31 protein-coding genes are annotated in these 26,907 nt (G+C 72.9%); 19 read left to right on the top strand and 12 right to left on the bottom strand.

What is annotated here, in order from left to right; genetic code table 11:
* The first annotated feature begins 39 nt into the window (after nt 1-39).
* Complete coding sequence (locus HUO13_RS11735; protein ID WP_211901417.1) at nt 40-642, top strand: hypothetical protein; 603 nt, start codon at nt 40-42, stop codon at nt 640-642.
* A gap of 38 nt (nt 643-680) precedes the next feature.
* Here the strand turns inward: HUO13_RS11735 and HUO13_RS11730 are convergent, their stop codons facing one another.
* Nucleotides 681-1,538, bottom strand: coding sequence for a serine hydrolase (locus HUO13_RS11730; RefSeq protein WP_211901416.1), 858 nt, complete (start codon nt 1,536-1,538; stop codon nt 681-683).
* A 166-nt stretch (nt 1,539-1,704) separates the two neighbouring features.
* On the opposite strand from HUO13_RS11730, the gene HUO13_RS11725 reads away from it, so the two are divergent.
* Nucleotides 1,705-2,163 carry a peroxiredoxin gene (locus tag HUO13_RS11725; RefSeq protein ID WP_211901415.1) on the top strand — a complete coding sequence of 153 codons (459 nt, stop codon included), beginning with the start codon at nt 1,705-1,707 and terminating at the stop codon, nt 2,161-2,163.
* A 115-nt stretch (nt 2,164-2,278) separates the two neighbouring features.
* Here the strand turns inward: HUO13_RS11725 and HUO13_RS11720 are convergent, their stop codons facing one another.
* Together HUO13_RS11720 and HUO13_RS11715 are read right to left on the bottom strand one after the other, a co-directional pair.
* On the bottom strand, nt 2,279-2,707 hold the full coding sequence (locus HUO13_RS11720) for a PaaI family thioesterase (RefSeq protein WP_211901414.1): 429 nt from the start codon (nt 2,705-2,707) through the stop codon (nt 2,279-2,281).
* A gap of 92 nt (nt 2,708-2,799) precedes the next feature.
* Nucleotides 2,800-3,456: a trimeric intracellular cation channel family protein gene (locus HUO13_RS11715; protein ID WP_211901413.1), complete on the bottom strand. Its 657-nt coding sequence runs from the start codon at nt 3,454-3,456 to the stop codon at nt 2,800-2,802.
* A gap of 104 nt (nt 3,457-3,560) precedes the next feature.
* Here HUO13_RS11715 and HUO13_RS11710 point away from each other — a divergent pair, with 104 nt between their 5' ends.
* Nucleotides 3,561-4,745: a macrolide family glycosyltransferase gene (locus HUO13_RS11710; RefSeq protein ID WP_211901412.1), complete on the top strand. Its 1,185-nt coding sequence runs from the start codon at nt 3,561-3,563 to the stop codon at nt 4,743-4,745.
* Nucleotides 4,746-4,853: 108 nt separating this feature from the next.
* Here the strand turns inward: HUO13_RS11710 and HUO13_RS11705 are convergent, their stop codons facing one another.
* The 4 genes from HUO13_RS11705 to HUO13_RS11690 all read right to left on the bottom strand — a co-directional run bounded on the left by HUO13_RS11705 (nt 4,854) and on the right by HUO13_RS11690 (nt 9,398).
* Nucleotides 4,854-5,861 carry a sugar ABC transporter substrate-binding protein gene (locus HUO13_RS11705; RefSeq protein WP_211901411.1) on the bottom strand — a complete coding sequence of 336 codons (1,008 nt, stop codon included), beginning with the start codon at nt 5,859-5,861 and terminating at the stop codon, nt 4,854-4,856.
* Between the two features lie 55 nt (nt 5,862-5,916).
* Nucleotides 5,917-6,912, bottom strand: coding sequence for an ABC transporter permease (locus HUO13_RS11700; RefSeq protein ID WP_211901410.1), 996 nt, complete (start codon nt 6,910-6,912; stop codon nt 5,917-5,919).
* On the bottom strand, nt 6,905-8,413 hold the full coding sequence (locus HUO13_RS11695) for a sugar ABC transporter ATP-binding protein (protein ID WP_249124688.1): 1,509 nt from the start codon (nt 8,411-8,413) through the stop codon (nt 6,905-6,907). The genes HUO13_RS11700 and HUO13_RS11695 overlap by 8 nt, the downstream gene beginning before the upstream one ends.
* 202 nt (nt 8,414-8,615) lie before the next feature.
* Entirely contained in the window at nt 8,616-9,398 is a 783-nt protein-coding gene (locus HUO13_RS11690; protein ID WP_211901409.1) for a VOC family protein, read from the bottom strand.
* A gap of 330 nt (nt 9,399-9,728) precedes the next feature.
* On the opposite strand from HUO13_RS11690, the gene HUO13_RS11685 reads away from it, so the two are divergent.
* Both HUO13_RS11685 and HUO13_RS11680 read left to right on the top strand, forming a co-directional pair.
* Nucleotides 9,729-11,498, top strand: coding sequence for a serine/threonine-protein kinase (locus HUO13_RS11685; RefSeq protein ID WP_211901408.1), 1,770 nt, complete (start codon nt 9,729-9,731; stop codon nt 11,496-11,498).
* 33 nt (nt 11,499-11,531) lie between these two features.
* Nucleotides 11,532-12,188: a ClpX C4-type zinc finger protein gene (locus tag HUO13_RS11680; protein WP_211901407.1), complete on the top strand. Its 657-nt coding sequence runs from the start codon at nt 11,532-11,534 to the stop codon at nt 12,186-12,188.
* Between the two features lie 18 nt (nt 12,189-12,206).
* Here HUO13_RS11680 and HUO13_RS11675 read toward each other — a convergent pair whose 3' ends face one another.
* Nucleotides 12,207-13,247 (bottom strand): lactonase family protein, encoded by a 1,041-nt coding sequence (locus HUO13_RS11675; RefSeq protein WP_211901406.1) that lies wholly within the window; start codon nt 13,245-13,247, stop codon nt 12,207-12,209.
* Nucleotides 13,248-13,414: 167 nt separating this feature from the next.
* Here HUO13_RS11675 and rocD point away from each other — a divergent pair, with 167 nt between their 5' ends.
* Together rocD and HUO13_RS11665 are read left to right on the top strand one after the other, a co-directional pair.
* Entirely contained in the window at nt 13,415-14,668 is a 1,254-nt protein-coding gene (gene rocD / locus HUO13_RS11670; RefSeq protein WP_211901405.1) for an ornithine--oxo-acid transaminase, read from the top strand.
* A gap of 171 nt (nt 14,669-14,839) precedes the next feature.
* A complete protein-coding gene (locus HUO13_RS11665; RefSeq protein ID WP_211901404.1) occupies nt 14,840-15,469 on the top strand; it encodes a TetR/AcrR family transcriptional regulator in 630 nt (209 codons plus the stop codon).
* On the opposite strand, the gene HUO13_RS11660 is transcribed toward HUO13_RS11665, so the two are convergent.
* Nucleotides 15,466-16,698 (bottom strand): FAD-dependent oxidoreductase, encoded by a 1,233-nt coding sequence (locus HUO13_RS11660; RefSeq protein ID WP_211901403.1) that lies wholly within the window; start codon nt 16,696-16,698, stop codon nt 15,466-15,468. The two genes, HUO13_RS11665 and HUO13_RS11660, sit on opposite strands and share 4 nt — an antisense overlap.
* Nucleotides 16,699-16,831: 133 nt before the next feature.
* A complete protein-coding gene (gene zapE / locus HUO13_RS11655) occupies nt 16,832-17,860 on the bottom strand; it encodes a cell division protein ZapE (RefSeq protein WP_211901402.1) in 1,029 nt (342 codons plus the stop codon).
* 52 nt (nt 17,861-17,912) lie between these two features.
* Between zapE and HUO13_RS11650 the strand changes: the two genes are divergently transcribed.
* From HUO13_RS11650 to HUO13_RS11595, 12 genes are all read left to right on the top strand, one after another.
* On the top strand, nt 17,913-18,647 hold the full coding sequence (locus HUO13_RS11650) for a pyrimidine reductase family protein (RefSeq protein WP_211901401.1): 735 nt from the start codon (nt 17,913-17,915) through the stop codon (nt 18,645-18,647).
* Nucleotides 18,644-19,207, top strand: coding sequence for an RNA polymerase sigma factor (locus HUO13_RS11645; RefSeq protein ID WP_211901400.1), 564 nt, complete (start codon nt 18,644-18,646; stop codon nt 19,205-19,207). Before HUO13_RS11650 ends, HUO13_RS11645 begins: the two co-directional genes overlap by 4 nt.
* A complete protein-coding gene (locus tag HUO13_RS11640; RefSeq protein WP_211901399.1) occupies nt 19,200-19,778 on the top strand; it encodes an anti-sigma factor family protein in 579 nt (192 codons plus the stop codon). The genes HUO13_RS11645 and HUO13_RS11640 overlap by 8 nt, the downstream gene beginning before the upstream one ends.
* 101 nt (nt 19,779-19,879) lie before the next feature.
* On the top strand, nt 19,880-20,395 hold the full coding sequence (locus tag HUO13_RS11635; RefSeq protein ID WP_211901398.1) for an Asp23/Gls24 family envelope stress response protein: 516 nt from the start codon (nt 19,880-19,882) through the stop codon (nt 20,393-20,395).
* 40 nt (nt 20,396-20,435) lie between these two features.
* Nucleotides 20,436-20,732 (top strand): hypothetical protein, encoded by a 297-nt coding sequence (locus HUO13_RS11630; protein WP_211901397.1) that lies wholly within the window; start codon nt 20,436-20,438, stop codon nt 20,730-20,732.
* Nucleotides 20,732-20,989: a hypothetical protein gene (locus HUO13_RS11625; protein ID WP_211901396.1), complete on the top strand. Its 258-nt coding sequence runs from the start codon at nt 20,732-20,734 to the stop codon at nt 20,987-20,989. The genes HUO13_RS11630 and HUO13_RS11625 overlap by 1 nt, the downstream gene beginning before the upstream one ends.
* Nucleotides 20,990-21,118: 129 nt before the next feature.
* Nucleotides 21,119-21,301, top strand: coding sequence for a hypothetical protein (locus tag HUO13_RS11620; protein WP_011873490.1), 183 nt, complete (start codon nt 21,119-21,121; stop codon nt 21,299-21,301).
* Nucleotides 21,298-21,702 carry an Asp23/Gls24 family envelope stress response protein gene (locus HUO13_RS11615; protein ID WP_211901395.1) on the top strand — a complete coding sequence of 135 codons (405 nt, stop codon included), beginning with the start codon at nt 21,298-21,300 and terminating at the stop codon, nt 21,700-21,702. The genes HUO13_RS11620 and HUO13_RS11615 overlap by 4 nt, the downstream gene beginning before the upstream one ends.
* A 4-nt stretch (nt 21,703-21,706) precedes the next feature.
* Nucleotides 21,707-22,243, top strand: coding sequence for a DUF6286 domain-containing protein (locus HUO13_RS11610; RefSeq protein ID WP_211901394.1), 537 nt, complete (start codon nt 21,707-21,709; stop codon nt 22,241-22,243).
* A 35-nt stretch (nt 22,244-22,278) separates the two neighbouring features.
* A complete protein-coding gene (gene amaP, locus HUO13_RS11605; protein ID WP_211901393.1) occupies nt 22,279-22,890 on the top strand; it encodes an alkaline shock response membrane anchor protein AmaP in 612 nt (203 codons plus the stop codon).
* Between the two features lie 16 nt (nt 22,891-22,906).
* Entirely contained in the window at nt 22,907-24,019 is a 1,113-nt protein-coding gene (locus tag HUO13_RS11600; RefSeq protein ID WP_211901392.1) for an ATP-dependent DNA ligase, read from the top strand.
* A gap of 9 nt (nt 24,020-24,028) precedes the next feature.
* The gene (locus HUO13_RS11595; RefSeq protein ID WP_211901391.1) at nt 24,029-24,916 is read left to right on the top strand and encodes a 2-dehydropantoate 2-reductase; all 888 of its coding nucleotides are present in this window, start codon (nt 24,029-24,031) and stop codon (nt 24,914-24,916) included.
* Between the two features lie 211 nt (nt 24,917-25,127).
* Here HUO13_RS11595 and HUO13_RS11590 read toward each other — a convergent pair whose 3' ends face one another.
* Nucleotides 25,128-25,931 (bottom strand): maleylpyruvate isomerase family mycothiol-dependent enzyme, encoded by an 804-nt coding sequence (locus HUO13_RS11590; protein ID WP_211901390.1) that lies wholly within the window; start codon nt 25,929-25,931, stop codon nt 25,128-25,130.
* Between the two features lie 50 nt (nt 25,932-25,981).
* The gene (locus tag HUO13_RS11585; RefSeq protein WP_211901389.1) at nt 25,982-26,893 is read right to left on the bottom strand and encodes an EamA family transporter; all 912 of its coding nucleotides are present in this window, start codon (nt 26,891-26,893) and stop codon (nt 25,982-25,984) included.
* Nucleotides 26,894-26,907: the final 14 nt, after the last annotated feature.

The raw sequence follows: 26,907 nt of genomic DNA, 5'->3' as shown, positions 1-26,907 counted from the left end.
CACCGGCACGGGCGGCGGCCGGTTGTGGTGGAGTTGGGTATGTCCGAAGCCGAACGCGTGCCGGGTCCGGAGACGATCGCGGCGTTCTGGCGGTGGTGGGAGCGAACCCGCGACCCGATCGCCGAAGCCATCGGCGATCTGCGCATCCAGGACTTCGTCGAACCGCTGCGCGACCGCCTCGGCACGCTGCACCCGGACCTGCGCTTCTCGCTGCGGCCGGGACTGGAGTCGGCGCACGCCTTCGGCATCACCGGCACGACACCGCAGGCGCGGCGGATCGCGACCACGGTGCTCGCCGCCGCGCCCGCGCGCGACGCGGTGTGGGAGTACACCGGCCTCGGCGATCAGGCGCCCGTCCCAGCCGCCGGATGCGGTGATCTCGAGATCGAGCTGACGGGCCTGCGGGTGGCGGTCGAGCACCACCCCGACCTCGACACGGCCGTCCTGCACTTCTTCCACCCCATGCTCGCCGCGCTCAGCGAGGAGGCGGCCGAGCAGTTGCTCGCCGGCACCCTCACCGCGGTCATGGGCGACGACGGCGCGACGCGCCGGACGAAGCTGATCCTCACCCGCGCGCCGGTGAAACCCGCGGGCGCCGTGGAGCTCAGCGCCCTGCGACCGCTCCTGGAGGCGCTGGACTGAGTCCCGTCGTCACTTCCCGGTCACTCGTCACTTCCCGGTCACTCGTCGAGTCCCGCCCGCAGGACATCCGTCGCCTCCGAAATCCTGCGCTTGGCCCCGTCGTAGCCACCGGAGACGGGCTGGGACGACAGCAGCGCGACGACGTAGCGCTGCGAGGTGTCGGTCACCCCCGCGCTGTGCATGTTGGTCTGGTTCCGCACGCAGCACATCCAGGCGGACTTCACCTCCGCGGACGGCAACTCCTCGAGCCCGTAGTGCTGGTCGAACCCGCCGGCGGCGACGTCCGGGGCGTCGCGCAGCGCCGCCATGACGAAGTCGCGGTCCTCCGGCGGGAGGTCGGTGAGCACGTACTCGAACACCCGCACCACGTCCTCGGCGGAGACGATCGTCTCGCCCCACCTGGCGAGGTCGTCCGGTGGCCGCGTCGCGGTGAGGCCGAGCCGTTCGGCCACCCGGCGAACCGCGCCCGGACCGTCGAAGCGTTCCCACAACGCGTTCATGGCGTTGTCGTCGCTCGGGCCGAGCGCCTGGCGGATCCAGGTCCGCGCTTGGTCATCGACCGGCACCACGTGGCGCCGGTCGAGCACGTCGACGGCCACGATCAGCTTCGCCAGCGACGCGGAGTAAACCGGTGCGCCCGCCTGGCCGCCCTTGGCGAACTCACCGGTGCGCCGGTCGAGCACGGCGACCTCCAGCCTGCCGTCGACCCGACCGGCCGCCCAGGCGTCGACCGCGTGGACCGCAGCCCCGGCGCGTCCCTCCGGCGGCGCCTTCGGCGGCGCCACCTCGACGTCCGGCACCGGCGGCCGCGTCACCGCCCTGACTTCGGCCAGGCCCATCACCAGCGCCGCGGCGCCGACCGGCAGGCACAACCCGACAGCGACCCGCCGCCGCAACGACGAGCCTTCCCCCCGACCCCCGACTCCCATAGGGCCCCCCGACCCCCGACTCACGTTCGGACTCCTTTCCCTACCCTCCCCCGGAGGCCGCAAACCGGGTTTCCTATCACCCACACGGGCATTCCGAATACGATCCGGCCAAACGCCGCGAAGGAGAACACCGATGCGACCAGGCGACACCGCCGAGGACTTCGTCCTGCCGGACCAGCACGGGACCGAGCGCAAGCTCTCCGAACTGGCGACCGACGGCCCGGTGGTGCTGTTCTTCTACCCCGCCGCCATGACACCGGGCTGCACCGCGGAATCGTGCCACTTCCGGGACCTGTCCGCAGAGTTCGCGGCGGCCGGGGCCGCGCCGGTGGGCGTGAGCACCGATCCGGTCGCCAAGCAACGCCGGTTCGCCGAGGCCAACTCCTTCGGCTTCCCCCTGCTGTCGGACTTCGACGGCCAGGTCGCACGCGCGTTCGGCGTCAAGCGGCGCTTCGGACCGCTGCCGGTCAAGCGCCACACCTTCGTCATCGGCACGGACCGCACGGTGCTGGAAGTCATCCGCAGCGAGTTCCGGATGACCGCCCACGCCGACCAGGCCCTGGCTTTCCTGCGCGACCGCGGCCAGGGGTGACGCGCGGGCAGGACAGGCAGCGGCCTCGTGCGGGTCGCTACGCGGGTCGCACAGCGGTGGAACAGGAACGCGATCAGGGCTGGGCGGCCAGGGGTGAGCGGCCGCCGACGTGCTTTCAGGCTCGCGCCGGCCTGATGAGGGCTGTCGCGGTCGCGGCCGCGACGACCGTGCCGGTGCTGTCGACCAGTTCGCCTGCGAGGAACGCGATCTGCCCGCCGCGCCGGGCGATCCGGCCCCGTCCGACGAGACGGCCTGGCCGCGCCGGGGCGAGGAACTGCACGTGCAGGTCCGTGGTCGGGGCGAACTGACCCGCGTCCAGGGTGGCCACCAGCGCCGGGCCGAGTGTGTCGTCCAGCATCGCGGCGAGGAACCCACCCTGCACCACGCCGACCGGGTTGAGGAAGCGTTCGCCGGCCGTGAAGGCAACCTCGATGGTCCCCTCGTCCGGGTTCACCTCGACGAGTTCGAACCCGAGGGTCTTCGCCGCGGGCGGAGGGTCCGCCCTCCTTTCCAGCACGTCCCAGAACGGCCCCTCACGAGTCATGGCGCCGCAGGGTACGCGCCAACCCCGACATCAACTCGCCGCGACCGCGCATGCGTGCCGGGACTGCTTGACCGGCGGCGGGCCGAGCCCGGTCAGCCCTCCCCCTCCACTCTGCCGACACCCCGGGCCAGTGGGGCTCGCCAGCCGAAGCGCAGGGCGAGCAGGCGGACGGTCACGGCGATCAGAGCCGCGAGGGCGCTGGTGAGGGGGTTGAGCAGGTGCAGGGCGGCGAGGGCCGCGACCAGGGCGCTGCCGAGCAGCGCGGGCACCGCGTAGATCTCGCTCTCCGGGTGCAGCAGGGCGGGGACCTCGCCGGCGAGCACGTCGCGCAGCGCCCCGCCGCCGATCGCCGTCATCACGCCCAGCGCGGCGGCGGGCAGCGGGTGCATGCCGTAGTTGAGCGCCTTGATCGTCCCCGCCACGCAGAAGACGCCCAGCCCGAAGGCGTCGAAGATCAGCACGAAGCGGTTGATGCGAGCCAGCCGCGGGTGCCAGAAGAACGTCAGCGCGGCTGCCACGAGCGGGGTCACGAAGTAACCCATGTCGGTGAAGGCGACCGGTGGGACCGCGCCGATGACGACGTCGCGCAGCACTCCGCCGCCGAGCGCCGTCACCTCGGCGAGCACGGCGATGCCGACGGCGTCGAAGCGCTTGTGCACCGCGAGCAGCGCACCCGAGAGCCCGAAGGCGAAGATGCCGATCAGGTCCAGGATCTCCTGCACGACCGGACTGACGATCACGGTTGACACCGCAACGTTCTACCCCGCGCCACCGGGCCGCCGCACGTCCGGCGGTATCCGAATCCGAGGTACAACGGTATGGCCATCCCCTCCCGACCCGTGGACGGACGAGCATGCACCTGGCCTTCTTCGTTCCCCCCGCACCCGGCCACATCAACCCCGTGCTCCCGCTGGTCGCCGAGCTGGTCCGGCGCGGGCACCGGGTCGGCTTCGCCACCGGCGCGAGCATGGTCCCGGCGGTGCGGGCCGCGGGCGCCGAGCCGGTCCCGCTGCCCTCGGAGATCCCGGACCGGCCGCTGTCCGGCACGACCTTCACCGCGGGCGACCTGGCCGCGATGCTCGAAGGGGTTCTCGCCAACGCCCGTGCCGACCTGCCGGTGGCGCTGGAGCACTTCGGCGCCGAGCGGCCGGACGTGGTGTGCTTCGACGCCATCAACCCGTTCGGCCGCGTGTTCGCCGACTCGCTCGGCGTGCCCACCGCCGCGCTGGTGCCGAACCTCACCGGGCACGACGACGCCCCGCTGTCGGAGACGTTCATGCCCGAGGCGTTCGACTTCGGCGACGCCCGCCTGCTCGCGGCGCAGCAGGCCATGACCGACTTCGCCGCCGGGCTCGGCGTGGGCGCGCTGCCGGACCCGATGAGCGAGGTCATGGCGCCGCTGAACCTGGTGTTCGTGCCGAGGCCCTTCCAGCCCGGGGGCGAGGCGTTCGACGACCGCTTCCACTTCGTCGGCCCGTCACCGCGGCCGGAGGACGCGTCGCGGTGGCGACCGCGGCGCCCGGACGCACCGTTGGTGTTCGTCTCGCTCGGCACCGTCTTCAACGACCGGCCCGACTTCTTCCGCGCTTGCGCGGAGGCGTTCGAGGGGACGCGGTGGCAGGTGGCTATGTCGGTCGGCAGCCACATCGGACTGTCCACATTGGGCACATTGCCGGACAACGTCGAAGTGCGGCCGCACTTCCCGCAACTGGCGGTGTTGCGCGAGGCCGACGCGTTCGTCACGCACTGCGGCATGGGCTCGACGATGGAGGCGCTGTACCACGAGGTGCCGATGGTCGCCGTGCCGCAGGTTCCCGAACAGCGGCGCAACGCGCGCCGGGTGGCGGAGCTGGGGCTGGGCACACTGCTGGAGGAGCCGGACGCGGCGTCGATCCGCGCGGCCGTCGAGTCGGTGGCCGAGGACGTGCGGATCGGGGAAGCCCTGGCCCGGATGCGGGAGGCGATCGAGGAGTCGGGCGGAGCGGCCGCGGGCGCCGACGCGCTGGAGCGCTACGCCGGCAAGGCCGAAACGCCCTGACGGCGTCGCCTCACCGCACCCCGCAGCCGGGAAAGCTCATACCCGCATTAGGCCGGCGGCCGGTGACCGACCGGGTCACCGGCCGCCGCCGGGTGGTTCACCGGCCGCTCACTGCGGCGGGTTCTCGCAGCTCGGGTTGAGCAGCTTCTGCACCTCGGGGCTGTCGAGGTTCTCCTTGGTGATCAGCATCGACCCGGTGTCGGTCGCCGGAGCAGGCCGCTGCTGGGCGCGGATCTTGGTGATCGCGGCGTCCACGGAGGCGAAGCCCATCTTGAACGGGTTCTGCGCGATGAGACCGGTGATCACGCCTTGCCGCAGGGCGTTGATCTCGCCTTCCGAGGTGTCCCAGCCGATGATCTTGACTTGACCGACCCTGCCCGCCTGCCGCACCGCCTCGGCGGCGCCGAGCACGCTCGGCTCGTTGGCGGCGTAGATGCCGTTGAGGTCCGGGTTGGCGGTCAGGATGTCCTGGGTGACCTGCAGCGCCGTGTTGTAGTCGCTCTCGCTGGACTGCTGCGCGACCAGCTTCAGCCCGGGGTTCTTGGCCAGCCCCCGCTTGAAGCCCTCGGCGCGCGTCTCGTTCGTGCTGGTACCGGGCTGGAACTCGATGAAGGCGACCTTGCCCTGCCCGCCGAGCTCCTTGGCGAGCAGGTCGGTGCCCTGCTCGGCCGCCGCGACGTTGTTGGTCGCGAACACCGGCACGTCCGGCGGCTGCGGGTTGGTGCCGGAGTCCATGTTGACCACCGTCGTGCCCTGCTGGGTGGCGGTCCTGGTGATGTCGGCCAGCGCCTTGGCGTCGGTCGCCGCGTAGACCAAGCCGTTGACGTCGCCCTTGGAGAGCAGGTCCTGCAACAGGTTCTGCTGCCCGCTGACGTCGCTCTCGGCGGGCACCCCGTCCCAGTGCACCTTGACGTCGGGCTGCTTGGACGCCGCGCACTCGGCGCCGACGCGAACCTGCTCCCAGAAGTCGAATCCGATCGCCTTGGGCACGACCGCGATCTTGACCGGGCCCTCCTTCGCCGCGTTGTCCCCGGTCTGCTCCCGGACACCGACCGAGCACGACGTGGCCGCCACCGACAGCGCCAGCAGGCAACCGGTTGCCAGAACCTTCCTCATGGGCCCCTCCCTGGGTACCGACGTCTTCCCGCCCCGCACGCCCGCGGCGGTGGCGCTAACCGGCGTCACCGGTGAGCTTGCGCCGCTGGTAGCGGTCCCACCACACGGCGAGCCAGATGATCACGCCGATCAGCACGTTCTGGTAGAAGGTGCTGATGTCGAGCTGCACGGCGCCGTTGCGGATGACCGCGACGAGGAACGCTCCGATCAGCGAGCCGACCACGGTGCCGCGCCCGCCGAACAGGCTCGCGCCGCCGATGACCACCGCGGCGATCACGTCCAGCTCCAGTCCCTCGCCGAAGTTCGGCTGCCCGGAGTTGATGCGCGAGGCGGCGATCATCCCGCCCAGCCCGGCAAGCGCGCCCGAGAGCACGTAGACGGCGGTGGTGTACTTGCGCACCGGCACACCGGACAGGCGCGCGGCCTCCATGTTGGAGCCCATGACGTAGGCGTAGCGGCCGAGCCGCGTCCTGGTGAGCACCAGGTGCCCGGCCACCGCGACCACCGCGATCAGCACGATCGGGATCGGGATCACCCCGATCACGCCCTGCCCCAGCAACCGGAACGACTCCGGCGCGCCGAACACCGCGACCGCTCCGGTGAAGATGAGCACCAGGCCGCGGCCGACGCTGAGCATGCCGAGCGTGGCGATGAACGGCGGCAGTCCCACCACCGACACCAGCAGCCCGTTGATCAGGCCCGCCATCGCGCCGACGGCGATCCCGCCGACGACGCCGATCAGCGGGTTGAAGCCGAAGTCGGCCATCAGCATCACGCCGAGCACGCCGGAGAGCGCGGCCACCGAGCCGACCGACAGGTCGATGCCGCCGGTGATGATCACCAGCGTCACGCCGACGGCCATCACCGCGTTCACCGAGGTCTGCGAGCCCAGGTTGAACAGGTTGTCGGCGGTGAGGAACGACGGTGCGACGAACGAGAGCGCGATGAAGGCGACGATCAGCGCGCCCGCCGCCGCGACCTGGGACACCGCGCCGGAGGCGCGGTCAAGCAGACCGCCCACCACTCCGCGGTCCTTCGTCTGCTCAGCCATGGTTTTCCTTCGCTCCGGTCGCGAGTGCGACGACGCGTTCCTCGGAGAACTCCGCGCGCGGGACCTCGCCGGTGATCCGGCCGCCGCGCATCACCAGGATCCGGTCGCACATGTTCAGCAGTTCCGGGAGGTAGCTGGAGATGAACACGACCGCCTTGCCCTGCCCGGCCAGCGCGTCCATCTGCTGGAACATCTCCGACTTGGCCCCGACGTCCATGCCCCGCCCGGGTTCGTCGAAGAACAGCACCTCCGCTCCGGTCTCCAGCCAGCGCGCGAGCACCACCTTCTGCTGGTTGCCGCCGGAGAGCGTCTGCACCGGACGGCCGACCCACGGCACCCGGATGCGCAGGGAGTCCCGCTCCCGCTCGGCGACCCGGCGCTCGGCGCGCAGGTCGATCAGTCCGGCGCGCATCGGCAGCCGCGCCATCGTGATGTTCTTGTCCACCCCCAGTTGCAGGGCAAGACCATCGGACTTGCGGCTCTCGGTGAGGTAGCCGATGCCCGCGGCGATCGCGTCGGCCGGCCCGCGGATGCGCAGCCGCTTGCCGTCGAGCGAGACGGTGCCGGCGTCGGGCAGCTCCGCGCCGAAGACGGCGCGCGCCAGTTCGGTGCGTCCGGCGCCGACCAGCCCGGCCAGGCCGACGATCTCGCCCGCACGCACGTCGAACGACACGTCGTGCACGACGTCGTCCCGGCTCAGCCCGCTGACCCGCAGCCGCACCTCCCCCGGTGCGGAATGGGTTCGCGGGTAGAGGTTCTCCACGTCGCGGCCGACCATGAGCTGGACCAGCCTGCCTTCGTCCAGTTCGGACACCGGGTGGGTGTCGACCACCGCGCCGTCGCGCATCACGGTCACCCGGTCGCCGATCTCGAAGATCTCGTCCAGCCGGTGCGAGATGTAGAGGACGGCGATGCCCTGCGCGGTCAGCTCGCGCACGATGCCGAACAGCTCCGCGGTCTCGCGTTCGGTCAGCGTCGCGGTCGGCTCGTCCAGGATGAGCACCTTGGCCCGCACGGCCAGCGCCTTCGCCAGCTCCACCCGCTGCTGCTCCGCAGTGGACAGCAGCCCGACGCGCCTGCCGGGGTCGACGTCCAGGCCGACGCGGGCCAGCAGTTCGGCGGCGGCGCGGCGTTCCCTGCCTCGCGAGATCCAGCCGAAACCACCGGGTTCGTCGCCGATGAACAGGTTCTCGGCGACCGAGAGGTCCGGGGCGAGCGCGAACTCCTGGTGCACCATCGACACGCCGAGCCTGCGCGCGGCGCCGGGGCCCTGGTAGGTGACCGGTGCGCCCGCCAGCTCGATGCGGCCCGAGGTCGCCGGCTCGACCTGGGCGATGAGCTTCATCAGCGTCGACTTGCCCGCGCCGTTCTCACCGGCGAAGACGTGGACCTCACCGGCGAAGACGTCCAGGTCCACATCGGATACGGCGACCACGCCGGGGAACCGCTTGCCCACCCCGCGCAACGCCACCGCGACTGGGCTGTCTGCGTTCGGCGTCACGGTCGCTCCCCCTGATCGGCGTTGATCGGCCCGCTCCGGCTCGCGTGAGCCGGATCATACCCACTACACCAGAGCGTCGAAAGGGTTGGAACAGAGCCAAGTAACCGATTACCAGATCGTTGCCCGCGCAGGCACCCGCGACTCGCGGCGGCCGACGCCGACGGCCCCGGCGCGTGCCGGGGCCGTCGCGTGCGAGGGGGTTTCAGCTGCTCGCGCTGGTGATCACCGCGATCTGCGCGCCGAAGGGGTCGAGGAACATCGCCAGCCGCCCGATCTTCGGTGCCGACACCGGTGCGACCAGCTCGGTCGCGCCGTTGGCGGTGGCGGTGGCGAACACGGCGTCGCAGTCGGCGACCTCGATGTAGGGATGCCACTCCGGTCCGCTGCCCGCGTCGAGGTTCTCCCGCGCGAGCTGCATGATGCCGCCGTGCCCGCCGTCGGGGCCTGCCGCCTGTGCGGCGACGATGAGGTAGGTGACCTGCGGCATCGAGGCATCCTCGACGCGCCAGTCGAAGACCGACCGGTAGAACCGCCCCGCCTCGGCCGCGTCCGGTGTGTACAGCTCGGTCCACACCAGCGAGTTCGGCTCGCCGACCACCTCCAGGCCGGTGGTGCGGTTCGGCTGCCACACCCCGAAGCGGGCGCCCGCGCTGTCGGTCAGGGCCGCCATCCGGCCCTGGTCGAAGATGTCCAGCGGGCCGACGCGCACCGCGCCGCCCGCCTGCACGACGGCTCTGGCCGTGGCGTCGGCGTCGTCGGTGCGGAAGTACACCGTCCACGCCGAGGTCGCGCCCTGCTCGGTCAGCGGCCCGACCGCCCCGGCCATCCTGCCGTCGATCATGAAGAAGCCGTAGCCGCCGGCGTCGGGCCCCGCGCTCCGCAGCTGCCAGCCGAAGAGCTTGCGGTAGAAGGCGGCGGCCGCCTCGGTGTCGGGCGTGCCCAGGTCGAGCCAGATCGGCGCGCCGACGTCGGTGGTCCTGAACATGGGTGGTCCTTCCGGGCGAGTGCGTGCGGGCGCCGCGTCGGCGCGGGAGCGGGCCCGCGGGGGCGGCGGCCCCCAGTCGCCTCAGAATGGCAAGGAGGACCGACAACCGCTGGGTGGCCGACGCCGCGGGCGCCGCTCGCGCTGCCTGCGCGGAGCCTCACCGCCCGTTGGACGCACCCGTTCGCCGACCTCGACGGGTGACACCCGATGAGTGGTCCCGGTCGCAGCCGGATGACCCGATCGGCCCATGGACAGCGGCGGCATCCGTAAGCTCGTCGGTACGGCCGCACCCGTGACGGCCGGGCCGCGCAGGACAGGAGGGGACGACACGTGCAGCCGCTGTTGACCAGCGAGCCCACCAGAGTCGGCGACTACCGGTTGCTCGCACGGCTCGGCAGAGGAGCGATGGGGGCGGTCTACCTCGCGCGGTCCCGCGGCGGACGGGTGGTGGCGGTCAAGCTCATCCGGCCCGACCTGGCCGACGACGCCGAGTTCCGGGAGCGGTTCCGCCGCGAGGTGCAGATGGCCCGCTCTGTCGGCGGCTTCTGGACGGCCACGGTCGTAGACGCCGACACCGAGGCCGAGCAGCCCTGGCTGGCCACCGAGTACGTCCCCGGCCCGACGCTGCACCAGGCAGTGGCCGACCACGGCGCGCTGCCCGAGCACACCGTGCGCAGCCTGGCCGCCGGGCTGGCCGAGGCGCTGGCGGCCATCCACCGCGCGGACCTGGTGCACCGCGACCTCAAACCGGCCAACGTGCTGCTCGGCCCGGACGGGCCGCGGGTCATCGACTTCGGCATCTCCCGCGCGGTGACCGGCAACGCCCTCACCGCCACCGGAATGTTCCTGGGCACGCCCGGCTTCTTCTCTCCGGAGCAGACCGTCGGCAGCGAGGTCGGCCCGCCCAGCGACGTGTTCTCGCTCGGCGCGGTGCTGGTGTTCGCCGCGACCGGCATGGGCCCGTTCGGCAACGAGAACACCGCCGCCATGCTCTACCGGGTCGTGCACACCGAGCCGGACCTCGACGAGGTGCCCGACGGGCTGCGTCCGCTGCTGGCGTCGTGCCTGGCCAAGGAACCCGCGCAGCGGCCGACGCCCGCGCAGCTGCTCGACGGGGTCGGAGAGCAGAGCCCGCAGGGCAGCCAGTGGCTGCCCCCGGCGATCACGGCGGTGATCACCGAGCACGCGACCGAGCTCCAGCGCACGGCGTCGGCTGCCGCGGTGGCCGACTCGCCGCCCGGCGAACCCAAGCCCGTCACGCGCGCCTACACGCAGGCCCAGCCGCAACCGCAGGTCCATGCGCCCACTCCGAACCAGGCGCACGCGCCGATCCCGCCCGCTGGGCAGGCTCCCGCAGCACCGCCCGCGCAGCCGCGAGGCCAGGCCACCGCCGAGCCCAAGCCGGTCACCCGCACGTTCACGCCGGCCCAGCCCGCACCTCCGCAGCAGGTGCAGCCCGCGGCCCAGCAACAGGTGCAGCCGGCGGCGCAGCAACAGGTCCAGGGGCAGCGGGGCAAGATCGTGCCCGCCCAGCCCCGCCAGACCGCGCAGACCCAGGCCGCCGTGGCCAGGGTGCGCGCCGACGTCCCCGGACCGACGTTCGCCACCGGCGGCCGGGTCGGCGCGTTCGTCTCGGCCGTGGTGATCGTGCTGCTGATGGTCGGTGCACGCGAGCTGAACAGCGCGATCGGCACCAACCCGAACGTGCGCGGGCTGTTCAACCTGGGCATGCTGCTGCTGGCCGTCAGCGCCGGGTGGTCGCTGCTGCGCGTCGTGATGCCCAGCCTGCGGCTGAAGGTCAACAACGACGGCCTGCGCATCTCCCGGCTCGGCCTCGGCAGGGAGATCCCCTGGTCGCAGGTCCGGCACATCGGTGTCGTGGGCCGCGGCAAGAAGCAGTCGGTGGCCGTGTGGCTCGCCGACGGGATCCCCGCGCCGCGCTCGAACCTGTGGCACCGGACCCGGGGCTACCACGGCGGGACCAAGGTGTTCCCGATCGGCGCCACCGGCGGCTGGTGGACCAGGCGGCAGGAGGTCAAGCGCGTGCGGTTGGCTCTCCAGCAGTACGCGCCCGGCCGCTACGACCACAAGCTGCTCTGAGCCGAGCCAGACGGCCGGCGGACGGGAGATCTCATGAACGTGTCCGAAGACACCGGGGCCAACCCTGTCTGCTCCTTCTGCGGAGCCAATACCGCGCAGGTCAAGCACCTGATCAGCGGACCTGGCGCGTGGATCTGCGACGGGTGCGTGCGTGCCTCCTACCAAATCATCGAGGGCTCGCGGCGGGAGAAGACCCGCAGCGCGGACGAACCGGCACCGGCGACCGGTGCGGATGCGGCCGTGCCGATAGACGACCCGATCATGGCCACGATCGCCCAGGTGCAGCAGGCCGCCCTGCAGGGGCATCGGGAGCAGGCCGCGTCCGCCTACGAGCAGCTGTGGTCCCAGGTGGAGCGCCCGCTGCACCGCATCTCGGTCGCGCACTACATGGCCGATCTGCAGGACGACCCGGCCGAGGAGCTGCGGTGGGACGAGCGTGCGCTGGAGGCTGCCGCCGAGGTCACCCCGCAGCACGCCGACGCCGCCGCGGTGGCTCCGCTGCGGGCGTCGCTGCACGTCAACGCCGCCCGCGCGCTGCACGAGCTCGGCCGCCGGGAAGACGCCCGCGAGCAGCTCGGAGCTGCCCGGCAAGCCGAGCGGATGCTGCCAGAGGACGGTTACGGAAGCCTGGTGCGTTCCCGGATCGACGAGCTCGGCACCGAGATGGACGGGCAGCAGACGCTGCTGTAGTGCCTCTCTGAAAAGCCCCTAGGCGACGGGCAGCAGGCAGACCGGCGCCGGCGTCTCCACCGGCTCGCCGACCGGCTCCAGGCCACCGTCACCGTGAACCCGCAACGCACGCAGTGTGCCGCTGTCCTGACCGGCCGCGAAGAGCACCGCGCCGTCCGGGGACAGCGCGATGTGCCTAGGTCCGGCGACGCCCGCGGGATGGATGCCTAGCAGCCGGAAGTCGTCGCAGCCGAACACCGCGATGCTGTCGTGCCCGCGGTTGGAGGCGAAGGCGAACCGGCCGTCCGGGGAGACCACCACCTCCGCGGCCAGGCTCTTCTCCCGGTGGTCTTCGGGCACCGTCGGCAGGGTGCGTCCGGTCTCGGCCGCGCCGGTCTCCGGGTCGTAGGCGACCTCGGTCAGCGCCGAAGCCAGCTCGTTGAGCAGGTAGAAGCGGGTGCCGGAGGGGTGGAACGCCAGGTGGCGCGGGCCCGCGCCCGCCGCCACCGTCACCTCGGTCCGGATCGCCAGGTGCCCGGACTCCGCGTCGAAGTCGTAGACGTAGACCGAGTCGGTCCCGAGGTCGGCGGCGAGCACCCGCCGCCCCGCCGGGTCGGACAGCACCTGGTGGGCGTGCGGCCCGTCCTGGCGGTCGCTCGGACCGCTGCCGCTGTGCTGGACCACGTGGCACGGCTCGCGCAGCACCCCGCCCTCGGCGACCGGGTGCACCACGACGTTGCCGGAGACGTAGTTGGCCGTCAGCAGGAACCGGCCGGACGGGTGGATGCTGAGGTGGCAGGGTGCCGAGCCCAGCGTCGGCTGCGAGTTGACCTCCCGCAGCGAGCCGTCGTCGCACACCGCGAACGACAGGACCCGCCCCTCCCAGACCTCGCTGACCGCGAACAGCGTCGAGCCGTCCGGCGCGAGCGCGAGGAACGACGGGTCGGCCGCGCCGGCGACCACGTCGGTGCACCGCAACGCTCCCGTGCCGTCGGCGATGGCGAGCCTGATCCCGTCCGCCTTCGACTCCTCCCCCGTGTAAGCGCCGACATACATCCGGTACTCGCCGTTGTCCGGCATCCACGCCTCCTCCGCAGATCTGCTTCCGACCAGGATCGCAGGGACCGCCCGGCCGAGCCCACAACCACAACGTTTCACCGTGGCACTCGTTCATCACGCAACGAAGCATCGGAACAAGCAACGTCTCGCGGCTGAAATCGACGATGCCGGGCACATAACCTATGCCCATGACTGCCGCCCCATCGCGTGCCACCGCGCAGGCCGACACCACCACGACCGACGCCACCGACCGGTTCCTCGGACTCGCCGACCACTACAGCGCGCACAACTACCACCCGCTCCCCGTGGTGATCGCCGAAGCCTCGGGCGCGTGGATGACCGATGTGGACGGTCGCCGCTACCTGGACTTCCTCGCCGGATACTCGGCGCTGAACTTCGGCCACGGCCACCCCGACCTGGTCGCCGCGGCCACCGAGCAGCTCGGTCGCGTGACGCTGACCAGCCGCGCCTTCCACCACGACCAGTTCGGGCCGTTCTGCGCGGAGCTGGCCGAGCTGACCGGCACCGACATGGTGCTGCCGATGAACTCCGGCGCCGAGGCGGTGGAGTCGGCGATCAAGGTCGCCCGCAAGTGGGCCTACCAGGTCAAGGGCGTGCCGGAGGACCGCGCGGAGATCGTCGTCGCGGGCTCCAACTTCCACGGCCGCACGACCACCATCGTCTCGTTCTCCACCGACCCGACCGCGCGTTCGGACTTCGGCCCCTTCACCCCCGGCTTCGTCGTCACCCCCTACGGCGACGCCGACGCCGTCGAGGCCGCGATCACCGAGCGCACCGCGGCCGTGCTGGTGGAGCCCATCCAGGGCGAGGCGGGCGTGGTGGTGCCGCCCGCCGACTACCTGCCGCGGTTGCGAGCGCTGTGCGACGACAACCAGGTCCTGCTGATCGCCGACGAGATCCAGTCCGGCCTTGCGCGTACCGGCGAGCTGCTGGCCAGCGAGCACGACGGGATCCGCGCCGACCTCTACACCCTGGGCAAGGCGCTCGGCGGCGGCATCATGCCGGTGTCGGCGGTGGTCGGTCGGCGCGAGGTGCTGGGAGTGCTGCGCCCCGGCGAGCACGGCTCCACCTTCGGCGGCAACCCGCTGGCCTGCGCCGTCGGCCGCGCGGTGATCGCGCTGCTGCGCACCGGCGAGTTCCAGCGGCGTTCCCGCGAGCTCGGTGCCCACCTTCACCAGCGGCTCGGCGAGCTGGTCGGCCAGGGCGTCGCCGAGGTGCGCGGGCGGGGCCTGTGGGCCGGGGTGGAGATCGAGCCTGGCGGGCCGGCGGGCCGCCAGGCCAGCACCGCGCTCGCCGAACGCGGCGTGCTGTGCAAGGAGACGCAGGACACCACGCTGCGCATCGCGCCGCCGCTGGTGATCAGCCGCGCGGACCTGGACGCCGGCATCGACGCCGTCGCCGAGGTCCTCACCGGACGCTGACCGGCCGCCGCGGCCCGGGTCGGACGCCTGGCGCGTGCGGATGCGGCGTCGCGGGTCAACCGCCGCGTCCCGGGCGGATGCGGCGTCCCGGGCGGATGCGGTGCGGCGCTTAGGATCGGGGCGGCCACCGGCGAACCGGCCGGGGCCGCCCGCCGATCCGAGGAGAGCGCCTTGACGGCATCCCGCCCCGGTCCGCGGCGCACCGCTGCGACCTTCACCGAGCAGGTCCGCCGCAGGCAGATCATGGACAGCACGATCGAGCTGATCTCGGTGCGCGGCTACACCGGTACCTCCCTGTCGGCGATCGCCGAGGCCGCCGGGATCTCCAAGGCGGCGGTGCTCTACCACTTCTCCTCGAAGGACAACCTGACCGAGGCGACGCTCCAGCACGTCTTCGAGCAGTACACCGCCTACGTCATGGAGCGGGTGGAACGGGCCGCCGACGCGCGCGAGGCGGTGCTGGCCTACGTGCGGGCGATGATCTCCTACAGCCGCGACAACCGCCGCCACATCCGGCTGATCACCGAGGTGCTGCTCGACGACAAGGGCGGGACGCGGCTCAAGGCGCCGGGCTCGCACGAGGCAGGAGGCCGGCTGCGAGGCCTGGCCGACCTGCTCGCGGCGGGTCAGGAAGCCGGGCTGCTGCGCGACTTCGACACCACCACCATCGCGCTGGCGATCGGCGGGGCCATCGACGGCGTGGTCAGCCAGTGGCTCGCCGATCCGGAACTCGACCTCGACGCCGCGACGGAGGAACTGGAGTCCTTCGTCATGCTCGCGATCGACCGCCGAGCGGCCTAACGCTGCGCGCGCCGGGCGAAGCCGGGTGCGCGCTCCGGGCGGACGCCGACACCGCCGACGTGGGCCGTCACCGCGCCGAGCGCCGGGAACCGCCGCAGCAGCCGCATCGGAAGCGGCAGTCGCTTCGCGCCGAGGGTGCCGTCGAGCGCGGGCCGCAACAGCATCTCGTGCTCGCCGAGCTGCAACCGCTGGGCCACAGCCGTCGGCAGCATTCGCCGACGCTGCACGCGCGCGAGGTCGGCGACGCCGACGGTGCCGCGCAGCAGCGGCGCCGCCAGCAGCCGGGCGGTCGCCGCCGCGTCCTGCACCGCGAGGTTCACGCCGACCCCGCCGACCGGCGACATCGTGTGCGCGGCGTCGCCGATGCAGAGCACGCCGTCGGCGTACCAGCGCGGGAGCCGATCCATCGAGGTCTCCAGCAGCTTGACGTCGTCGAAGGAGCCGATCTCCTCCAGCACGTGCGGCGGCCAGCCGAACAGTTCCGCGAGCGCACCCCGGAACCACTCGATGCCGCGCGCCCGCAGCCTGGCGTCGTCGCCCTTGCGGATCAGGTAGGAGGTCTGGAGGTAGTCGCCGCGGTCCATCGTGACCGCGACCTGGCCGTCGGCGAACCGGGCGAACACCTGCCCGCCTGCACCGGAGCCGGACACCGCCGGAACCCGCACCGACCAGACGTCCATCGGGATGTCGAACGCCCGGGACCGCATCCCCGCCGAGCGGCGGACCACGGAGCCGCGACCGTCGCACCCGACGGTCAGGTCCGCGGCGAGCTCGCCGGGACTGCCGTCCTCGTTGAGGTAGCCGACGCCGGTGACGCGGCCGCCCTCCGAACGCAGACCCGTGACCTCCTTGCACATCCGCAGGGTGAACGACGGCTCGTCCTGCGCCGCGTTCGCGAGCAGGTCGAGGAAATCCCACTGCGGGACCATCGCGATGTAGTTGCGGCGGCCCCGGAGCCGCCCGAAGTCCGCGGCGACCACAGTGGACTCACCGATCCGCATCCGCATCCGTTCCAGCTCCCGCTGCGGCAGCGCGGCGAACCGCTCCCCGAGCCCGAGGTCGTCGAGCAGGCGCAGGGTCGACGGGTGCACGGTGTCGCCGCGGAAGTCCCGCAGGAAGTCGCGGTGCTTCTCCAGCACGGTGACCTCGACCCCGGCCCTGGCCAGCAGCAGTCCCAGCATCATCCCCGCCGGGCCGCCACCGACGACGCAACACCGCGTGCTCTCCATACCCGCCTCCGCTCCGATCACCGACGATGCTAACCGATCGGTCAGCGAACTGACCGATCGGTTAGACATGCGGCCCGGAAAACACGAGTGGCCGCGCCCGGAGGGACGCGGCCACCACCAGTTCAGCGTGCGGTCAGGACTTGGCGAGGTCGCGCGACAGCGCGGTGAGGCGGCTGGTCGCACGCAGGTACTTCTTGCGGTAGCCGCCCGCCAGCATCTCCTCGGTGAACAGCACCGGCAGCGCCTCGCCCGAGACGCGGACCGGGATCGCCCGGTCGTAGAGCCGGTCCGCCAGCGCCACCAGCCGCAGCGCCACGTCCTGGTCCGGTGCCGCCCGGACACCGCGCACGTGCACCGCGCTCACGCCGTCGACCAGGCGGCCGTACTTCGACGGGTGCAGGCGGGCGAGGAAGGCGCAGAGCTCCTCGAAGTCGTCGAGCGTCGCGCCGTCGGTGGCCGCGGCCAGCTCGGTCAGCTCGGTGTCGCTCATCGGGTCCGGCGCGTCGGGCAGGCCGCGGTGCCGGTAGTCCGGGCCGTCCACGCGCACGACCTCGAAGCGGGCGGACATCGCGTGGATCTCGCGCAGGAAGTCCACCGCGGCGAACCGGCCCTCCCCGAGCTTGTCGGGCAGCGTGTTCGACGTCGCGGCGATGTGCACGCCCGCGTCGGTGAGCTTGGCGATGAGCTGGGTCACCAGCATGGTGTCGCCGGGGTCGTCGAGCTCGAACTCGTCGATGGCCAGCAGCCGGTGCTCGGAGAGCCTGCGGACGGTCTCGGCGAAGCCGAGCGCGCCGACCAGGTTGGTCAGCTCGACGAAGGTGCCGTAGCTCTTGGGCCCGGGCACCGCGTGCCAGGTCGAGGCCAGCAGGTGGGTCTTGCCGACGCCGAAGCCGCCGTCGAGGTACAGCCCCGGCTTGCCCGGGTCCGCCTTGCGCCCGCCGAACAGCGACTTCCACCACGACCCGCCACCGACGGCGGCGGCCGAGACGCGCCCGGCGAAGGCCCCGCACGCCTCCACCGCCGCGGCCTGGCTGGGCTCGTCGGGGTTGGGGACGTAGGTGTCGAAGCGGACCTCGTCGAACCGGGGCGGAGGGGTCATCGCACCGACCATCTCGTCCGGCGAGAGCTCGGGACGGCGATCGGCCAGCCGCGGGGTACTCATGCGCCGAGCCTAACCGGCATGTTGGGATGGACCCGTGGACAGGCTCTGGCCGATGAGTGGCGCACCACAGGCGGACGGCGAACTCGAGGACTTCTACGCCTACCCGGAGGGGCTGGAACGCCCGTGGGTGCGGGTGAACTTCGTCTCCAGCCTCGACGGGGCGGTGACGATCAAGGGCAGGTCGCGCGGCCTGTCGGCACCCGAGGACCAGCGGGTCCTCGGTCTCATCCGCGACCTCTCCGACGTGGTGCTGGTCGGTGTGAGCACCGCCGTGCTCGAGGGGTACCGCGGCGTCAAGCGCACCGAGGTCCGCAGCGAGCGCCGCTCCCGCCTGGGGCTCTCGCCGGTGCCGCCGATCGCCCTGGTCACGCGGTCGTGCTCGCTGCCGGTGGACTCCCCGCTGCTCACCGACACGCTCGTGCCGCCGATCGTGCTCACCTGCCAGGCCGCCCCCGCCGACCGGCGGGCCGCGCTGGCCGATGCCGGGGCCGACGTGGTGGTCGCCGGGGACGAGCAGGTCGACCTGCCTGCCGCGCTGGCCGCGCTCGACGAGCGGGGACTGCGGCGCATCGGCTGCGAGGGCGGGCCGACGCTGTTCGGCTCCCTGGTCGAGTCCGACCTCGTCGACGAGCTGTGCCTGACGATGTCGCCGCTGCTGGCAGGCGGGGACGCGGGGCGGATCGCCAAGGGCACCGGTGTCGGCGTTCCCCGGCGGATGCGCCTGCTCTCCGCGCTGCACACCGACGAATCGCTGCTGCTGTTGCGGTACGCGAGAATGCACGCGTGACCGCTCGCGCCGACACCGACCAAGCGCTGATCGCAGCAGCGCAGCGCGGGGACGCGTCGGCGTTCGACGAACTGGTCCGCCGCCACACCACCACCATGTACCGGGTGGCGGTGCGCATCCTGGGCAACTCCTCCGAAGCCGAGGACGCGGTGCAGGACGCGTGGGTCTCGGCGTGGCGGTCGCTGAAGCGCTTCCGCGGCGACGCCGCGCCGTCGACGTGGCTGTACCGGGTGGTGACCAACGCCGCGCTGGCCCAGATCCGGCGGCGCAGGCCCACCGTGCCGCTCGACGTCTCCGACGAGGCCGTGGGCGGGTTGTTCGCCGATCACCGCGATCCCGAAGGCCAGGCGGTGCGCAACGAGGAAGCCACCATGGTCCACCGCGCGATCGCGACCCTGGAACCCTCGCAGCGGATCCCGCTGGTCCTGCACGAGTTCGAAGGGATGGGCTACGAGGAGATCGCCGAGGTCCTGGACGTCGGCGCCCCCGCGCTGCGGTCCCGGTTGCACCGCGCGCGGTTGGCGCTGCTGGCCAGGCTGAAGGAGATGCGCCATGGCTGATCGCTCCTCCGACGCCGACCGGGTGCTGCCCTGCGGGCGCACCGTCGGCGAGTTGGTCGGCTACCACGCCGACGGCGGGACGCCCGAGCTCGCCGCGCACGTCGCGGGCTGCCCGCACTGCCAGGCCGAGCTGGCCGAGCTGGATTCGGCATGGGCGGCCGTGCGCCGCACCGCGAACCTGCCGGTCGAGCCGCCGGACGGGCTGGTCGACCGGGCGCTGACGACCGTGCGCGGCATCCGCGGCGGTGCCGGGTCGGCGCCGCTGGAGTTCGACCAGGACGGCGGGTCGCTGCGGATCTCGCCGCAGGCGGTCCTGCTGCTGGCCCGCCGGACCTGCGCCGAGATCCTGACCGCCCACCCCGGGGTGCACCTGCGGGGCTGCGGGGGCGACGTCGACGAGGTGCGGATCGACCTGCAGGTGCAGTACCCGCTGCCCGCCCCGGCGCTGGCGGAGATGATCCGGACCGAGCTCGCCGACCGGCTGCACGTGGCGCTCGGCGGGGCCGCGCCCGCGGTGTGGATCAGGATCGCCGACGTCGCACCACCTGAATCATCCGATTGGGTGACATAGGACACGCGCCCGGCAGATCCGGGCCGAGCCGAGCATCCGATCTCGCAGGAACATCCCCGCCGGGGCAGCCGAGACCGGCGGGACAGCGGAAAGGACTACCCATGGCCCAGACCCAGACCGGCCAGAGCCAGACCGGATCGACCGAGAGCGGCCAGGAGACCAGGCGCGTCCCGGACAGCCGCACCGGCGGCACGTCCCCGGCCCGGCTGGCCGACGAGACCTCGCAGGGCCGCACCAGCATCGCGGCGTCGGTCGTGCAGAAGATCGCAGGCATCGCGGCAAAGGAGATCTCCGGCGTCCACGCGATGGGCGGCGGCGTTTCCCGCGCGTTCGGTGCCATCCGGGAGCGCATCCCGGGCGGCAGCGGCACCTCGTCGACCTCCGGGGTGCAGGTCGAGGTCGGCGAGAAGCAGGCCGCGGTGGACCTCGACATCGTGGTGGAGTACGGCGCGTCCATCGTGGACCTGGCCCGCGCGGTGCGCCGCAACGTGATCGGCGCGGTGGAGCGGATGACCGGCCTCGAGGTCATCGAGGTCAACATCTCGGTCAACGACATCCACCTGCCGTCCGAGGACGAGGAGGGCAACGGCACGCCACCCACCTCGCGGGTGGAGTGACCGACCGGGGACCACGGGCGTGGCGGCGAGGAAGGGCGCGATGACCGCGACCGACGAGGAACTGGCGGAGCGGGTGGCGGCGGTGGTGCTCGCCCACCCGTCGGTGCTGCGGCTCGACGGCGGCGAGTACGGCGTGGTCGCCACCCACCTGCCGGGCCGGCGGGTGACCGGCGTCCGCTCCCGCGAGGACGGCACTCCCGCCGAGGTGGCGGTGGTGCTGCGCCTGGACCGCCCGCTGCCGGAGCTCGTCGCCGAGCTTCGCGCCGAGATCGCGCGGGTGGCGGGGCGCGGACCCGTCGACATCACCGTCAGCGACGTCGAGCAGGCAGGCGCGTGATGACCGGCCGGGACGCCGCGGCACGTGCGGACCTGCGGGCCTTCGTCCGCAGGCACCACCCCGACGTCGGAGGCGACCCCGAGGTCTTCGCGGCCGGGCTCGACGAGCTGCGCGCCCGGCAGGCCAGGGAGCTCGAGCTCGACGACGCCCGCTACGACGCGCCGATCGTGATCGTGCCCCGGCCCGGCGTCGTGCGCGGCGTCGCGCGCCGGATCAGCGGGTGGCGGCGACGCAGGCGCCACCCGCGGGTGCGGTGACGCGGGGCGGGTGCGGTGGTCTTCGGCGCTCCCGCCGGAGATGATCAGCGGTGCCGCCCACCGCGGTCCCCGAAGAACGGAACCGAAGCCGCCCCCGGGACCCACCGGCCGGCACCGATAGGAGACAAGGTGAACGCAACGCAGACCGGCCTGCTGGCCGGGCTCATCCTCGGTACCGCCGCGGCCGTCGGCGGTTTCGCCGGCTTCCTGATCGCCCTCGCGGTCGGCGCGATCGGGCTGGTCGTCGGGCGCGTGCTCGACGGCGAGATGGACGTGCGCGACATCCTCGGCAGGCGAGGCAGGGACCGGTGACCGCCGAAGCGGCGCGCACCGCCACCGAGCCTCGGCCGCCGGACGGCGGCCTGCCCGAGCCCGCCGAGCGAGGCGCCCTCGGCATCGACCGCACCGTGCTGCGCAAGATCGTCGAGCACGCCGCGGACGAGGTCGCCGGTGGCGCCCGGGTCCGCCGCCGCCTGGCCGGGGTCGGGCTCGGCGAGCACGGCGCGAGCGCCCACGTCGCCGGGCCGGACCGCGAGCTGCGGATCAGGCTCGACGTGGTGCTGCGCTACCCGGCGCCGGTGCGCGAGACGGTGCGCAGGATGCGCGAGCGCATCGCCGCGGATCTGGAACGCATCGCAGACTGCCGGGTCCGCACGGTCGACGTGACCGTCTCGGCGATGGTCCGCGCGGGCAAGCGGCAGCGAGTGGAGTGAACCGATGCGTGTGCTGGTGCGCCTGATCGCGGCGCTGTTCGGACTGGCCCTCGCCGCGGCGGGTGCCCTGCTGGTCGCCGAGACCGCCTGGGCGTGGCTGCGGCCGGACAGCGGTGGCCTGATCCTGCCGCTGCCCGAGCTGCGCTCGGCGCTGAGCGCGCTGACCTGGGACCAGACACCGGTGCGCGTGACGGCGGCGCTGGTCGCCGTGGCCGGACTGGTGCTGCTGCTGCTCGCCTTCGGCGCGGGCCGCAAGGACATCCGGCTGCACGACCCGGCGCCCGAGGTCACCGTGACCACCGACCCGCGCTCGCTGGCGCGGCTGGTCGGGCACCACGTCCGCGCCCAGGACGGCGTGGCCGGGGCGACGGTGACCGCCGACCGCCGCAAGGTCCGGGTACGGGCCACCGCGCAGTTCCGCCAGACCGCGGAACTGCTCGACGAGCTGACCGAGACCGCCAGGACGACGGTCCACGAGCTCCCGCTGCGGCGGACGCCGAAGGTGACGGTGTCGCTGTCGGCCGCCAGGGAGCGGCGTTGACCGCGACCGGCCGGGTCGACCGGTCAGGAGGGCTGATGAGCGAGAAACCCGAGATCCGTCCGAGCACCACGGCCACCGGCCGCGCGCTGGGCTTCGAACGCGGGGTCGTGGTCGTCCTCGGGCTGCTCGCACTGCTCTGCGGCGCGCTGGCGCTGGTCGTCGGCATGGGCTGGCTGGGCACCTACCGGGGGCAGCGACCGGTGCTGGATCCGCTGCTGGTGCAGTGGTGGCGGTCGTTCCCGCAGTTCGCGACGGCCGCCGCGATCGTGCTGGGGCTGCTGCTGGTGGTGGTCGGCATCTGGTGGGCCGCGCGGGCGCTGCGGCCGGAGACCAGGCCCGACCTGCGGATGGAGGACGGCACCACCGGCAGGCTGCTGGTGTCGGCGAGCGCGCTGGCCGACGCCGTGCAGGCCGACGCCGAGTCGGTCACCGGGGTCAAGCGGGTGCGGGTGCGGATGGCAGGCGACGTGCGGCGGCCGAACCTGCGCCTCACGCTGTGGCTGCACGAGGGCACCAGCGTGCGCCACGTCTGGGAGGAGCTCGACGAGAAGGTGCTCTCCCACGCCAGGCGAGCACTGGAGACCGAGGTGCTGCCGACGGCGATCAGGCTCGAACTGGACCGCGCACCCCGGCAACGGGTGCGCTGACGAGGAGGCCGCGGCGATGACGCTACCGCTGCAACCGCCGGTCAAGCCCATGCTGGCCAGCCCGGTGGACGGGGTGCCCGAACGGTCCGGGCTCTTCTTCGAACCCAAGTGGGACGGCTTCCGCTGCCTGGTCTTCGCCGACCCGGGCGCGGCCGAACCGCTGTTCCTGCAGTCCAGGACGGGCAAGTCGCTGAACCGCTACTTCCCCGAGGTGCTGGACGGCCTCGGGCGCGTGCTCACCCGACCCGCGGTCCTCGACGGCGAGCTCGTCGTCACCCGCCAGGACGAGCACGGCGACCGGCTCGACTGGGACGCGCTGACCGAACGCATCCACCCCGCCGCGAGCAGGGTCAAGCTGCTCGCCGAACGCACCCCGGCCACCTTCATCGCCTTCGACCTGCTCGCACTCGACGACCGCGACCTTCGCGGCGAACCCTTCTCCACGCGGCGGGAACTGCTCAGCGGCCTCGAATCCGACCACAGTGGACTGCGCACCACCCCGGCCACCCAGGACCACGCGCTGGCAGGCGAGTGGTTCCGGGTCTTCGAGGGTGCCGGGCTCGACGGCCTGATCGCCAAGGACGCCGACGGCCGCTACGAGCCGGGCAAGCGGACCATGCTCAAGGTCAAGCACGCCCGCACCGCCGACTGCGTCGTGGCGGGGCTGCGCTGGCACGCCAACACCGAGCCCGGCACCGCCGTCGGCTCCCTGCTGCTCGGCCTGCACGACGACCGTTCGGTGCTGCACCACGTCGGCGTGGTCGGCGCGTTCCCGGCGGCGCGCAGGCGCGAGCTGGCCACCTCGCTGGCCCCGCTGCTCGGCGCCGAGAACCACCCGTGGCTCGGCCCGCACGCCGAGGACGGCAGGCGGCTGCCGGGCGGCGTGACCCGCTGGCGCAGCGGCGAGCTGGTCTGGGAACCGCTGCGACCGGAGAAGGTCGTGGAGGTCGCCTACGACCACACCGAGGGCGCGATGCCGTCGCGGTTCCGCCACACCACGCAGTTCGTGCGCTGGCGCCCGGACCGCGACCCGGAGTCCTGCCGCTACGACCAGCTCGAGGAACCCGCGCGCTACGACCTGGAATCGGTGCTCAGCGGGACAGTGCGCGCGCAGGACGCCGCGAAGTAGTCTCCCCGCGTGGGTGAACAGCGAATCGCGGTCATCGGAGCCGGAGCGGTCGGCGCGGTCCTGGCGGAAGCGGCGCAGGCGGCGGGCCACCAGGTCACCATGTGCGTCCGGACGCCGTTCGAGCGGCTGGTCGTCGACGGTCCCGGAGGAACCACCGAGCTCCCGGTCGGGATCGTCACCTCCGCGGAACGGGTCCCCGAGGTCGACCGGGTGCTGCTCACGACCAAGGTCCAGGACGTCGCGACCGCCGAGCCGTGGCTGCACGCCTTCGACGACGGCCGCACGCCGGTCGTGGTGGTGCAGAACGGCGTCGAGCACGAGGAGTCGGTGTCGGCACTGGGCTGGAGCGGGCCCCTGCTGCCCGCGCTGATCTACGTCGGCGCCGAGCGGGTCGCGCCCGGTCACGTGGTCCGGCGGACCCGGGCCAGGGTCGTCGTCCCGCGCGGCGAGCTGGGCGCGGCGCTGCCGGAGCTGCTGCCGGACGTGGGGGTCGAGTCCACCGGCGACTTCCGCACCGAGGCGTGGCGCAAGATGCTGATGAACGTCGCGGCCAACCCGATCACCGCGCTCACCATGCGCCGCCTCGACGTCCTCGACGAGCCCGGCGTGAGCGAGCTGTGCGCGGCGGTGCTGGCCGAGGCGGTGGAGGTCGCACGGGCCGAGGGCGCCGACCTGACCTCCGCCGACGCCGACAAGGTCGTCGACGCCTACCGGACCGGTTTCTCCCCGGACAACGGCACCTCGATGCTCTACGACCGGCTGGCGGGGCTGCCCACCGAGCACGAGCACATCAGCGGACCGGTCGTGCGGGCCGGGCAGCGCCACGGCATCGCCACGCCGCTGAACCAGGCGCTGCTGACGCTCATGCGCGCGGTGCGGCCAGGTGGCACGGGCTGACCGGCCGCAGAGCCCGTCTTGAGTTCTTTGAAGCGGCGCAGCCGCTTGGCCCACCCTCGCGACCGGCACCGCCGCGGGTTCTCAGGCGTTCTCTGACGAGGACAGCCTTTTCGTGGCGTATGGGTGACGCGAGAAAAGGATCCCGGAGTCAGAGGGCGCCTGAGGTTCCGCCACCGGAACCGCCAGGCAGGGTGAGTTCGAAGACAGGCTGTCACCCCTCGCCCCGGAGCCAGAAGCTGACGCGGTCCAGCCACGCGTGGAACAGCTCCGCGTCGCCGAGGATCTCGACCTCGGCGCCCGGGGCGGGCTTGCGCCCGTAGATGGTGAGCAGCAGCCCGCTCAGCGGTCCGCGCACCGCCGCAGCGGCCTTCTCGTGCGCTCGCCGCCAGGTGATCGGCTCGCCGGACAGGTCGACCAGCCACTCCGCTCCCGCCTCCGGCGGGGCGTCGGTGGCGTGCAGGTGCAGGGAGCGGCCGGGACCGAGCAGCTCGCGGATCGACGGGCTCTCCTCGAAGACCTGCTCCAGCGCGCCGAAGTCCATCCACTCGTCGAGCGCGTCGACGGCGACCTCGCCGTCCACGTCGAACTGCGCGCCTGCGACCAGCGCGGCGTCGGAGCGGTGGACCGCGGTCTCGTGCACCATCCGGCGGGCCCAGAACACCGGTGTTCCGCCCGGGGCGACGGTCCACACCCGCGCGTCCGGCCCGGCCTCTCGCAGGGTCTCGGCGAGCCGCGCCGCGCCGTCGGCGAGCCAGGCGTCGAGCACTGCCGCGTCCTCGTCGGTGTAGTCGGCGAGGTCGTTGATCCGCTCTTCGACCGGCTCGGACGCCCGGGTCCGCACGACCTCCTCGACCCAGCGGTGAGCGGCGCCGACGTGCCGCAGCAACTGGCCGAGGTTCCAGCCCGGGCAGGTCGGCACCGGTGCCGTCAGGTCGGCGCCCGCGACCGCGGAGCGCAGCAAGTCGGTCTGCGCGACGACCTCCGCGCAGCAGCGGTCGAAGCTCAAGATCGGCATGGCGCCAAGCTAGACCTGCGCCGCGCCACGCGCACCCGGTTAACGCACGGTCAGGTCTGGGTGCCGACCGTGCGTGTCGCGCCGACCGAGGCGATCACGACGCAGCCGACGGCCGCCCACTGCCACGCGCCGAGCGCCTCTCCCAGCACGACCAGCCCGGCCAGCGCGGCGACCGCGGGTTCCAGGCTCATCAGCACGCCGAAGACGCGCGGCGGGATCCGGCGCAGGGCCTCCAGCTCCAGCGTGTAGGGCACCACCGACGACATCAGCGCGACGAGCAGCCCGACGGCCAGCACCGCCGGGTCCAGCAGCACCGGCCCCGCGTCGGCGACGCCGAACGGCGCCGCCACCAGCGCACCGACGGCCATCCCCAGCGCCAGGCCGGAACCCCCGGAGGTCCGGCTGCCCAGCTTGGCGCTGACCAGGATGTAGCTCGCCCACAGCACGGCCGCCAGCAGCGCGAAACCGACGCCCACCCAGTCGAGTCCGCCGTCGGCCCTGGACAGCAGGAGCACGCCGGCACCGGCGAGCAGCGCCCACACCACGTCGAGCTTGCGGCGCGAGCCGAACAGCGCGACCGCGAGCGGGCCGAGGAACTCGATCGTCACCGCCACGCCCAGCGGGATGCGCTCGAACGCCTGGTAGATGCTCATGTTCATGCCGGCCAGGACCAGGCCGTAGCCGACGACCACCGCGAGCGTCCTGCGGTCCGTGCGCAGCGACGGGCGCCAGACCACCAGCAGGACCGCGGCCGCGAAGAACAGCCGCAGCGCCACCACGCCCGACGAGCCGGCGACGGCGAACATCTGCTTGGCGAAGGCGGCACCGACCTGCAGGCTCACGATGCCCAGCAGGACCAGCACCGGCGGCGGGACCGCCCCGAAGGCGCGGGCGGCGGTCTGCTCCAGTCCCACCACCGGCCGTCCCCGGGACGACGCCCCGTCCATGTGCGCCATGACCATGACCGCGCAGGCTC

Source organism: Saccharopolyspora erythraea (assembly GCF_018141105.1).
GTDB classification, from domain to species: domain Bacteria; phylum Actinomycetota; class Actinomycetes; order Mycobacteriales; family Pseudonocardiaceae; genus Saccharopolyspora_D; species Saccharopolyspora_D erythraea_A.
Note: the sequence above shows the minus strand (reverse complement) of the source record. Positions and strands in the feature narration are given on the sequence as shown.